7 protein-coding genes are annotated in these 11,400 nt (G+C 69.5%); 5 read left to right on the plus strand and 2 right to left on the minus strand.

Annotated features, from left to right (window positions below; genetic code table 11):
- Positions 1–8 precede the first annotated feature (8 nt).
- On the plus strand, positions 9–374 hold the full coding sequence (locus HTY53_RS24885) for a response regulator transcription factor (RefSeq protein WP_174105179.1): 366 nt from the start codon (positions 9–11) through the stop codon (positions 372–374).
- 30 nt (positions 375–404) lie between these two features.
- Here HTY53_RS24885 and HTY53_RS04070 read toward each other — a convergent pair whose 3' ends face one another.
- Both HTY53_RS04070 and HTY53_RS04075 read right to left on the minus strand, forming a co-directional pair.
- Entirely contained in the window at positions 405–1,424 is a 1,020-nt protein-coding gene (locus HTY53_RS04070; protein WP_174105180.1) for a DNA topoisomerase IB, read from the minus strand.
- Positions 1,425–1,491: 67 nt separating this feature from the next.
- The gene (locus tag HTY53_RS04075) at positions 1,492–1,680 is read right to left on the minus strand and encodes a hypothetical protein (protein ID WP_174105181.1); all 189 of its coding nucleotides are present in this window, start codon (positions 1,678–1,680) and stop codon (positions 1,492–1,494) included.
- Positions 1,681–1,891: 211 nt separating this feature from the next.
- Between HTY53_RS04075 and HTY53_RS04080 the strand changes: the two genes are divergently transcribed.
- From HTY53_RS04080 to treY, 4 genes are all read left to right on the plus strand, one after another.
- Positions 1,892–4,453: a glycogen/starch/alpha-glucan phosphorylase gene (locus HTY53_RS04080; protein ID WP_238509442.1), complete on the plus strand. Its 2,562-nt coding sequence runs from the start codon at positions 1,892–1,894 to the stop codon at positions 4,451–4,453.
- Positions 4,454–4,693: 240 nt separating this feature from the next.
- The gene (gene glgA, locus HTY53_RS04085) at positions 4,694–6,487 is read left to right on the plus strand and encodes a glycogen synthase GlgA (RefSeq protein ID WP_254599800.1); all 1,794 of its coding nucleotides are present in this window, start codon (positions 4,694–4,696) and stop codon (positions 6,485–6,487) included.
- A gap of 99 nt (positions 6,488–6,586) precedes the next feature.
- A complete protein-coding gene (locus HTY53_RS04090) occupies positions 6,587–8,647 on the plus strand; it encodes an alpha-amylase family glycosyl hydrolase (RefSeq protein WP_174105182.1) in 2,061 nt (686 codons plus the stop codon).
- Positions 8,648–8,756: 109 nt separating this feature from the next.
- Positions 8,757–11,369, plus strand: a complete 2,613-nt coding sequence (gene treY, locus HTY53_RS04095; protein WP_174105331.1) for a malto-oligosyltrehalose synthase — start codon at positions 8,757–8,759, stop codon at positions 11,367–11,369.
- Positions 11,370–11,400: the final 31 nt, after the last annotated feature.

Here is an 11,400-nt window from a genome sequence, read left to right on the forward strand (position 1 = left end):
GTCCTACCGTGCGAACCGTACTCGTCGTCGACGACGATCCTGCCATGGCCCACGCGATGGCCAGTGCCCTGAGCCGCGCCGGTTTTACCGTCGAGTTGGCCGAGGATGGGCTGGCCGGCTTCGATGCGGCACAGCGGCTGCACCCCTCGGTGGTGGTCACCGACTGGGTGATGCCGCGCGGCGACGGCGCCTTGCTGTGTCACCTGCTGCTCGGCGATGCGTCGCTAAGTCGTACACCGATTGTCGTTTTCACCAGCATCCAGACCCTGCCCGAGGTGCCGAATCCGAACGTGCGCTACTGCCGCAAGCCGTGCGCCCCGGATGCGCTGATCCGCACCATCGACGAACTGCTCGAGCACAGCGAGCCTTCCTGAGCCTTCCTGAGACGTCTTTGGGGCGCCGCCCTAGCCGCGGGCGGCGGACGTCGCGCTCTGCGCTTCGAGCAGCGCCAGCAACCGCGTCTCATCCATGCTCAGGGCCGCGACCGCGCGGCGGCACTGCGCGCAGGCCGCCATCTGCTCGTTCATATAGGCGTCGACCACCGTCGGGTGGACATAGCACTGGCGGCATACCGCCACCGTATTGCGCAGACGCCGGGCCACGATCTTGATGGTGGCCGCCACTGCGCGCTTGCGGGCAGCCTCGGTCTCCGCCGCCGGCGCCTTGCGCAGTTCGGCCAGCGCATGCACGCTGCCGGCCCAGGTGCGGAAGTCCTTGGCGGTGAAATCCTCGCCGGCCAGCTCGCGCAGATACGCGTTGACGTCGTCCGAGCCGACCTCGCGGATCTGGCCGTCCTCGTCGCGGTACTTGAACAGATGCTGGCCAGGCAGATCGGCGCAGCTGCGCACCAGCCGCGCCAGCTGGCGGTCCTGCAGCGTCACGTCGTGCTCGACGCCGCTCTTGCCGGTAAACAGGAAGCGCAGCCGGCTGCCGCGCACCTGCACGTGGCGGCGCCGCAGCGTGGTCAGGCCATAAGTACGGTTCTGGCGCGCGTAGCGCCGGCTGCCGACCCGCACCAGCGTGGCGTCGAGCAGCAGCAGCACGGCGGCCAGCACCTTCTCGCGCGGCATGCCGTTGCGCTGCAGGTCGCGCCGGGCACGCCGCCGCAAGCGCGGCAGCGCGCGGCCGAACGCCAGCAGCCGGTCGTACTTGTTTTCGTCGCGCAGCGCGATCCAGGCGGGGTGGTAGCGGTACTGCTTGCGGCCGCGGGCGTCGCGGCCGGTCGCCTGGATATGGCCGCGCGGATCCGGACAGATCCAGACGTCCTGGTAGGCCGGCGGAATCGCCAGCGCGTCGATGCGGGCAATGGTGTCGCGATCGCGGATGCGCGTGCCGTCCGGCGCAAAGTAGGCAAAGCGGCCGCGCACCAGGCGCCGCGTGATGCCTGGCCCGGTGTCGTTGACATAACGGACTCCGGGCGGCAATTCCTCCCTCGCCGCCGCTGTCGCGGCCGCTTCCGTGGTTCCTGCCGTCGTCCCTGCTGTCACGCTCTCAGCGGCTGGCGTCGAAGCGCGCATCGTGGCTCCCGTCTCCGCCCTTCCCGTTCGGCGCCGTGCCGTGCCGCTTGTCGCGCCCGCCGTTCGTCACGCCGTTGTCCAGGATGGCATTCCGACAGTAGTCCGGGGCGGCGCCCGCGTCATCCGGCCGCGCGCGCAATCGTTTGTAGGAATGGGACGACATCGCGGCCGGGGTCCGCCGGTGTTCTGCCTCTGCCGCTCGCTGCAGAGGGGAGCAGATCCGTCCTAACCGTTTTCTACAAACTCACCAATAATGGGCAACAAGCTCGCAACAACCGCCCGGCGCCCTGCCCCACCGTTCAAACGAAACGCGCCTGCCCCGGGCAAGGTACGTCTCTTGCAGCTCCATCCGGTTTTCAAACCGGAGGACCGCCATGACGCAAGCCGCCCGGGCGCAGCTAGCCGAGACCATGCCCGCCGACAGCCACGAGGACACCCGCACCGCGATGTCGGGCGTGACCATCCGTCGCGCCTTCCTCGATCATGTTTTCTATACACAGGGCAAGCTGCCCGGCCTGGCAAGTCCCAACGATCTCTATCAGGCGCTCGCCCATACCGTCCGCGACCGCCTCGTGCAGCGCTGGATCAGCACAGCCGAGACGTATCTGGGTCAGCCCTCGCGCACGGTGGCCTATCTGTCGGCCGAATTCCTGCTGGGCCCGCACCTGGGCAACAACCTGGTCAATCTGGGCATCTTCGACGAGGTCAAGGAAACCATGGCGGAGCTGGGCCTGGACCTCGACACGCTGCTGGCGCAGGAACTGGAGCCCGGCCTCGGCAATGGCGGCCTGGGGCGGCTCGCAGCCTGCTTTCTCGATTCGCTGGCGACCATGCAGATCCCGGCGCTCGGCTACGGCATCCGCTACGAGTACGGCATCTTTCACCAGTCGATCATCGACGGCATGCAGGTCGAAAGCACCGATACCTGGCTGCGTCACGGCAATCCGTGGGAGATCCAGCGCTCCGAATGGGCCGTGCAGGTCAAGCTCGGCGGCCAGACCGAGCACTACACCGACGACCGGGGCCACCACCGGGTGCGCTGGGTGCCCGCCAAGACGGTGGTCGGCGTGCCGTTCGACTCGCCTATCCTTGGCTATCGGGTCAACACGGTCAACACATTGCGGCTATGGCGAGCGGAGGCCACGGAGGCCTTCGACTTCGGTGTGTTCAACCGGGGCGACTATCTCGGTGCGGTGAGCAAGAAGGTCACGTCCGAGAACCTGACCAAGGTGCTCTACCCGAATGACGAGACCGAGCAAGGCAAGGAACTGCGGCTCGAGCAGCAGTATTTCTTCGTATCGTGTTCGTTGCAGGACATGCTGCGGCTGCTCGACGCGCACGGCATCCCGGTCACGCGCTTTCACGAGAAGTTCGCCGTCCAGCTGAACGACACGCACCCGGCCATCGGCATCGCCGAACTGATGCGGCTGCTGGTCGACGAACACAACGTCGCCTGGGATGAAGCCTGGGAGATCACCCGGCAGGCCTTCGCCTATACCAACCACACGCTGCTTCCCGAGGCGCTCGAGATGTGGCCGCTGCCGCTCTTTCAGCGCACGCTGCCGCGCCATCTGGAAATCATCTACGAGATCAACGCGCGCTTTCTGCACGAGGTCCGCATCCGCTTCTTCGGCGACGAGTCGCAGCTGTCGCGCCTGTCGCTGATCGACGAACGCGGCGAGCGCCATGTGCGGATGGCGCATCTGGCCTGCGTCGGCAGCCATACCATCAACGGCGTGGCCGAACTGCACTCGCGGCTGATGCGCGAGGACGTGCTGAAGGACTTCTACGCCATGTGGCCCGAGAAGTTCACCAGCATTACCAACGGCGTCACGCCGCGCCGCTGGCTGGCACTGTCGAATCCGCGGCTGGCGCGGCTGGTCTGCGAAGCGATCGGGGACGGCTGGATCGGCGACCTGGAGAAGCTGCGCGAACTGGAGCCGTACGCCGACGACCCGGGCTTTCGCGACCGATGGCAGACGGCGCGCCGCGAGAACAAGGAGGACCTGGCGCGGCTGGTGCGCGAGACCACCGGCGTGGTGGTCGATCCGTCATCGATGTTCGACGTGATGGTCAAGCGCATCCACGAATACAAGCGCCAGCACCTGGCGGTGCTGCATATCGTCGCGCTGTATCACCGGATCAAGTCCGATCCGAACGCCGACATCGTGCCGCGCACCTTCCTGTTCGCCGGCAAGGCGGCGCCGGGCTACCACTACGCCAAGCTGATGATCCGGCTGATCACGTCGGTCGGCGACGTCATCAACCGCGATCCGCAGGTGCGCGACCGGCTCAAGGTGGTCTTCCTGCCGAACTTCAATGTGACCTATGGGCAGAAAATCTATCCGGCCGCCGACCTGTCCGAGCAGATCTCGCTGGCCGGCAAGGAGGCCTCGGGCACCGGCAACATGAAGTTCGCGATGAACGGCGCGATCACGATCGGCACCATGGACGGCGCCAATATCGAGTTGCGCGACGCGATCGGTCCGGACCACTTCTTCCCGTTCGGCCTGTCGGCCTCCGAAGTCTACGCGCTGAAGGCCGCCGGCTACCGGCCGGCCGCCTGCTACGAAAGCCATGCCGAACTGCGCGCGGTGATCGACCTGATCGGTCAGGGCTTTTTCTCGCGCGGCGATCCGTCGGTGTTCCAGCCGATCTTCGGTGGGCTGCTGGAGCACGACCCCTATATGTTGCTGGCCGACTTCGCCTCCTATCTGCATTGCCAGCAGGACGTCTCGACGGCATTCACCGACCAGCCGCGCTGGCAGCGCATGTCGGTGCTGTCGTGCGCGCGCTCGGGCCGTTTTTCGTCCGACCGTGCGATTCGCGAGTACTGCGAGCGGATCTGGCGCGTGAAACCAGTGCCGGTGCCGCTGCTGCATCGCGCCGCGATGAGCACGGCGGGGACCCGCCACAAGGGCGGGCCTGGTATGTAGTTCTTACATCAACCGGCGGAGGCTTTACGCAGCGCTTGTTTCAACGGTTACGAACTGGTTACGCAAATCGTTGAACGCAAAGCCTTCGCCAAACTCCCGCCACGCTGGCATGCCATTCGCATGGCTCCAGCGCTTCACGCGCCGGGGCTGCGGCAACGCTCCGCGAAGGAAGCGCAACAGCGGCGGTGCAGCCCGGCCGCCGCCCCAACTACCAGCGCATTCAGAATGGCGGAGATCAACTTGAACACGAACGTGCTATTCGTGGCGGCCGAGGCCATGCCCTTGGCCAAGACAGGCGGCTTGGGAGATGTCGTCAGCGGGCTGGCCCGCGCCCTGCAGCAGCGGGGCCTCGATGTCACGATCCTGTTGCCGGGCTATCCGCAGGCCCTGGCCGGCGCCGTGGGGCTACGCAGCCTCGGCGCCCTGAAACTTGCCGACAGCGCGCCCGGGCTGGCGCTGCCGCCGGGACACAGTCAGATGCGGCTGATGCATGGCCGCCTGCCGGGAAGCGACGTCCAGGTCGCCCTGCTCGATTGCCCCTCGTTCTACGACCGGGCCGGTACGCCCTACACCGATCCGACCGGGCGGGACTTCGCGGACAACCCGCAGCGTTTCGCCGCGCTGGCGCATGCCGCCACCGCGATCGCCGCGGGCCGCACGCCGCTGCCGGTGCCCGCTGCCGTGCACGCGCACGACTGGCATGCCGGGCTGACGCCGCTGCTGATGCGCGCCGCCGGGCTCGATACGCCCAGCATCGTCACGATCCACAACCTCGCCTTCCAGGGCATCTTCCCGCTGTGCCTGGGGCGCCAGCTCGGCCTGCCGGAAGACTGCCTGACGGCGGACGGCGTCGAGTTCTGGGGCAAGCTCAATTTCCTCAAGGCCGGCATCCGCTATGCCGACCGCGTCACCACCGTCAGCCACAACTATGCGCAGGAGATGCTGACGCCGCAGTTCGGCCACGGGCTGGAAGGGCTGCTGCAGGCGCGGCGCGATGTGCTGGGCGCGATCCCGAACGGCATCGATACCGACGACTGGGATCCCGCCAGCGACGATCTGCTGCCGCGCTGCTATACGCCCAATTCAATGGCCGGCAAGCGGGCCTGCAAGGCGGCGCTGCAGAACCGCTTCGGGCTGCCGGCCGATCCCGCCGCGCCCCTGGTCGCGATGGGCAGCCGCCTGACCCACCAGAAGATGGCCGATGTCGCGCTGAGCGCGATCGAGCGCGCACTCCAGGCCGACGACAGCGTGCAGTTTGCCGTGCTCGGCTGCGGCGAGGCCGCGATCGAACGGGGCTTCGAGGCCCTGGCTGCGCGCTATCCCGAGCGCGTGGGCGTGTCGATCGGCTATCGCGAGGAAACCGCGCACCTGCTGCATGCAGGCGCCGACGTGCTGCTGCACGGCAGCCGCTTCGAGCCCTTCGGTCTGACGCCGGTCTATGCGATGCGCTACGGCACGGTGCCGGTCGCCTCCCGCGTCGGCGGCCTGGTCGATACCGTGCGCGATGCCGGCCATGGCCCGACCCCACAGCCAGGCGCCACCGGCTTCCTGTTCGACGGCGAAACCGCCGAGGCCATGAGCGCGGCGATCGAACGCGCGCTGCAATGGCTGCGGCGGCCGCGTGCCTGGAAGGTCCTGCAGCGCGCCGGCATGCAGGCGCCGTTCTGCTGGACCCAACCGGCCGCGCAATACCTGTCGCTGTACAGCGCGCTGTCGCCCGCGCTCGCGTCGGCGCTGGCAATGCAGCGGGCTGCCGAGCGTGCCGCCGAACTGGTGCAGGCGGACGCCGCGCCCGAGCCGCAACGACAGGCGCAACGACAGCCGCAGCGCGCGCCGCGCTCCACGCCGGCCATCGCTCCGGTCATGGCGTCGGTCATGGCGCCGGAGCCCGTGCCGGAACTGGCGATCCAGGCGGCCTCTTCGCGGCGGCGCAGCCGCGGCGCACGCGTGGACCGCCGCGCGGTGAGCGTGGAGGCTGGCCCGGCTGCCAGCAGCGGCGGATTCGGCGATGCGCTGCCGACCGCGGCCGCCTGATGCGCTGCCAGATACCGCAATCCGGCGGGACGGCAAGGTGCACGGGCCTCGCCCCGTGGCCGGTCCCGCCGCCCGCTTTCCATCGATACGGAATTCATCATGAGCGTTGAGCCGAACCCCGCCGCCGCGGCAGCCGCGGCCCAGCCGCGCCGCGGCTGGGAAACGTTGGGCACCGCGCCGGCGCCCGCGCCGCTTGGCGGCGAGTCCGAGGCCGCGCCGGCGCGCCACCCGCGCTTCGGACCCTTGCGACTGGCCGATGGCCGCACCTGCTTCCGGCTGTGGGCCCCGGATCTGGAGGCGCAGGGAGAGATTCCCCGGCTCGAGATTCACGATGCCGGCCCGGTGCTGATGACGCCGGCTGGCGACGGCTGGTTCGAGGCGACGGCGGCGTGTTGCGAGGGCGCGCGCTACTGGTTCCGCCTCGCCGACGGCACCATCGTGCCGGACCCCGCCTCGCGGGCACAGGCCGGCGACGTGCACGGCGCCAGCGTGGTGGTCAACCCGGCCACCTACCAGTGGTGCCACCCCTTCTGGCAGGGCCGACCCTGGCACGAAGCGATCATCTACGAAATGCACGTCGGCCTGTGCGGCGGCTACGCCGGCGCCGCGCGCGAACTGCCGCGGCTGGCCGCGCTGGGCTTTACCGCGGTCGAACTGATGCCGCTGGCCGAGTTTCCCGGCAGCCGCAACTGGGGCTACGACGGCGTGCTGCCGTTTGCGCCCGAGTCCAGCTATGGCACGCCCGATCAGCTGCGGGCACTGATCGACGCGGCGCACGGCCTGGGCATGATGGTGCTGCTCGACGTGGTCTATAACCACTTCGGGCCCGAGGGAAACTACCTGCCGCGCTACGCCAGCGCCTTCTTCCGCGAGGATGTGCGCACGCCATGGGGGCCGGCGATCGACTTCCGCCGCCAGGAGGTGCGCGACTTCTTCACCGAGAACGCCAGCTACTGGCTGGAGGACTTCCGCTTCGACGGGCTGCGGCTCGACGCCGTGCATGCCATCGCGGACGAGGGTTGGCTGGCCGAACTGGCCCCGACGCTGCGACAGCGTTGCGCCGGCCGCCAGATCCATCTGGTACTGGAAAACGACCATAACGACGCGGAGCTGCTCGCCGGCGGCTACGACGCGCAGTGGAACGACGACGCCCACCACGTGCTGCATGTGCTGCTGACCGGCGAATACGACGGCTATTACGCGGACTATGGCGCAGTGGTCGCACCGGAATTCGGCGCGGGCGCCGACGCCGCGCACCGGGCCGACTCCGGCAATCATCCCGGCCCCGACTACGGCCGCGCCTACGACCAGGATGCGGCGCCGCGCGGCGATCATCAGCCGCTCGGCCCCACCACCCACCATCTGGCGCGCGTGCTGGCCGAAGGCTTCGCCTATCAAGGCGAGGCATCGCCGCATCGCACGCGGGAATCGGGCGGCGACAAGCCGGTCCATCGCGGACAGCGCAGCGCGCATCTGCCGCCGACCGCGTTCATCAGCTTCCTGCAGAACCACGACCAGATCGGCAACCGCGCCTTCGGCGAGCGCATCACGGTGCTGGCTCGGCCGCGCCCGCTGCGCGCCGCGATCGCGTTGCAGATGCTGTGTCCGCAGATCCCGATGGTGTTCATGGGCGAGGAAGGCGGTACGCAGACGCCCTTTCTCTATTTCACCAGCCACCCGCCCGAGCTGGCCGAGGCGGTCCGCGAAGGTCGCCGGCGCGAATTCGGCTCGATGGCCGGCTTTGCCGACGGTGCCCGCGCGGACAACATCCCGGACCCCAACGCGCCGACCACCTTCGAGGCATCGCGTCCGCAGTTCGAACCGGATGGCGACTACGTGCAGTACTACAAGACGCTGATCACGCTGCGCCGGCGGGAACTGCTTCCCCGGCTGCCCGGCGCGCGCTGCGAAGGCGTCGCCGTGCTCGGCGACGCGGCGGTGCGCGCCAGCTGGCGCATGGGAGACGGCGCGCGGCTGACGCTCTGGACCAATCTTGGCGACGCGGTGGTGGCCTGCGGCGATGCGCCGCAAGGCGAGCTGCTGGCCGAGAGCGAGGCCGGCGCGGCCCGCCAGCTGGAAGCGGGCACGCTGTCTGCCGGCGTCACGATCGCCTATCTCCAACCTGGACGACAGACGCCGTCCGCAGACACCACCGGCTGAACGCCGGGCGCTTGCCACCATGTCGTCAGCCGCAACCAACGAGTCTCACCCGGGCGCCGCGCCGGCTGCCACGCACGCCGGCGATCACGCCGCCGAACGCGGCAACACCATCGTGCCGCGCGCCACCGCGCGCCTGCAGCTGCATGCCGGCTTTACCTTCGCCGACGCCGAGCGTCAGGTCGACTATCTGGCCTCGCTGGGCGTCAGCCATCTGTACCTGTCGCCGATCTTCACCGCCAAGCCGGGCTCGACGCACGGCTACGACGTAACCGACTTCCAGCGCATCAACCCCGAGCTGGGCGGCGAGGCGGGCTTTCTGGCGCTGGCCGGGCGCGCCCGGGCGGCAGGGCTCGGCGTCATCATCGACATCGTGCCGAACCATATGGCGGCCAGCTCGACCCACAACCGCTGGTGGGCCGACGTGCTGGCGCGCGGCGCGGAGAGCCCGTATGCCGGGCACTTCGATATCGACTGGCATTCGCCCGACCCCGAGCTGCATGGCAAGGTGCTGCTGCCGATCCTGGGCCGCCCGTATTGGGAAACGCTGCAGGCGGGCGAGATAGCGATCCGCAGCGACGGACAGCGCCATTGGCTGCAGTACGGCGAACACGAGGTGCCGCTGTCCGAGGAGTCGACGGCATCGTTCGATGCCGGCCGCGACGGCGCCAGCTTCGATACCGCAACGCCCGGCGGCCTCGAACGGCTGCATGCGCTGCTGGAGCAGCAGAACTACCGCCTCGCGTGGTGGCGCACCGCCGCCGACGAGCTGAACTGGCGGCGTTTCTTCGAGGTCAGCGAACTGGTCGCCGTGCGCGTCGAGCAGCCGCAGGTGTTCGACGACGTCCATGCGCTGGTGCTGCGGCTGGCCCGCGAGGGCCTGATAGACGGCGTGCGCGTCGATCATGTCGATGGTCTGGCAGACCCCGGCGGCTATTGCCAGCAACTGCGCGGGCAACTGAATGCCGCGATGGCGGCGCGCGGCGCGCGGCCATGGATCGTGATCGAGAAGATCCTGGCCGAGCACGAAACGCTGCGCACCGAATGGCAGATCGACGGCACCACCGGCTACGACTTCATGGACGAGGTCGGCGCGGTGCTGCACGACGGCGCCGGCGAGGCAACGCTGACGAAGCTGTGGCAGCAGGTCAGCGGCGACAGCCAGGAGTATGGCGAACAGGTGCGCCAGGCGCGCCGCCATCTGCTGTCGCGCTTCCTCGTCACCGAGTTCGAAGGCGCTTGCCGCCGCCTGCATGCGTGTGCCCGCGCCGAGCCCGCCACGCGCGACCTGACGCTCGCGAGCTGGCGCCGCGCGCTGGCCGCGCTGCTCGAACCGCTGGAGGTCTATCGCACCTATCTGGGCGAACATGCGTGGTCACGCGAGGACCGCCTGCGGCTGGAGACCGCCGCCGAGTTCGCCCGCCGCGCGGTACGACCCGACGACACCGCGACCGTCGATCGGCTGCTGGCCTGGCTGTGCGGCGGTCCGCACGCCAGCCGCGGCCTGCGCGAGGCGCGCGCCCGAGTACAGCAGCTGATGCCGCCACTGGCCGCCAAGGCCGCGGAGGACACGATGTTCTACCGCTACGGAAGGCTGCTGTCACGCAACGAGGTCGGCAGCCACCCGGCCACGCTGGCGATGCCGCCGGATCGCTTCCACGCGCGCATGGCGGTACGCGCGCAGGTCTGGCCGCATGCGATGCTCGCCACCGCCACGCACGATCACAAGCGCGGCGAGGACATGCGGATGCGGCTGGCGGTGCTGAGCGAACTGGCGCCGGAATGGCAGGCCGCCGTGGGCGAGTGGGAAGCGCGCGCATTGCAGCTTGGAGGCGGGCTTGCAGGCGGGCTGGCGGCCTCGGGCGAGCGCGCCGCTGCCGATGGCGCCGACCGGCTGATGCTGTATCAAACGCTGGTGGGCGTCTGGCCGCCCCAGTTGCCCGCCGAGCGCGATGCCGGCGACGACGCGGTGCAGGCGCTGCTCGAGCGCGTGGGCGCCTGGCAGACCAAGGCGGTGCGCGAGGCGAAACGGCACGGGCACTGGACCCGGCCGGACGAAGCCTACGAACAGGCCTATGCGGGCCTGCTGCAGGCGATGGCGCAGAGCGATCTGCTCGGCGGCGTGGCGCGCTTCGCGCAGCGCATCGCACCGGCCGGCGCGCTGAACAGCCTGGCGCAGACGCTGCTGCAACTGACCGCGCCTGGCGTGCCCGACCGCTATCAGGGCACCGAAGGCTGGGACTTCAGCCTGGTCGATCCCGACAACCGTCGCCCGGTCGATTACGACGGGCTGCGCGCGGCGCTGGCGTGCACCGCGGGGTGGGAGAGCTGGCTCGAGCAATGGCGCGACGGCCGCATCAAGGTGCAACTGGTGCGCGCGCTGCTGGCGGCGCGTCAGCAGCAGCCGGCGCTGTTCCGCGATGGCGGCTACCGGCACTTGCATGGCGAAGGCCCGGCGTCCTCGCATCTGCTGGCGTTCGAGCGGCGCCACGGCGACGAGCGCGTCATCGCCATCACCGCGCGGCTCGCGGCACGACTGGTGCAGGATCGGCCAGCGATCGCGCCGGCGGCATGGGGCGACACGCTGCTGTGTGTGGGCGAGTCCGGCGCCAGCCGGTGGACCGATGCGCTGACCGGCCGCACGCTGTCGGCGCCAAACGGCCGGCTGCGCGTTGCCGACGTGCTGAACCCGCTGCCGGTCGCGCTGCTGCGCCGTACCGGCTGAAGCCAGCGACGGAGGGATCGGGGCGCAGGGG

This window comes from Cupriavidus gilardii (assembly GCF_013314895.1).
Lineage (GTDB): Bacteria > Pseudomonadota > Gammaproteobacteria > Burkholderiales > Burkholderiaceae > Cupriavidus > Cupriavidus gilardii_C.

What these genes read in the sequence shown, in the direction of transcription:
- HTY53_RS04075 (WP_174105181.1), bottom strand. Translation starts at nt 1,680, where the DNA reads ATGTCGTCCCATTCCTACAAACGATTGCGCGCGCGGCCGGATGACGCG.
- HTY53_RS04080 (WP_238509442.1), top strand. Translation starts at nt 1,892, where the DNA reads ATGACGCAAGCCGCCCGGGCGCAGCTAGCCGAGACCATGCCCGCCGAC.
- HTY53_RS04090 (WP_174105182.1), top strand. Translation starts at nt 6,587, where the DNA reads ATGAGCGTTGAGCCGAACCCCGCCGCCGCGGCAGCCGCGGCCCAGCCG.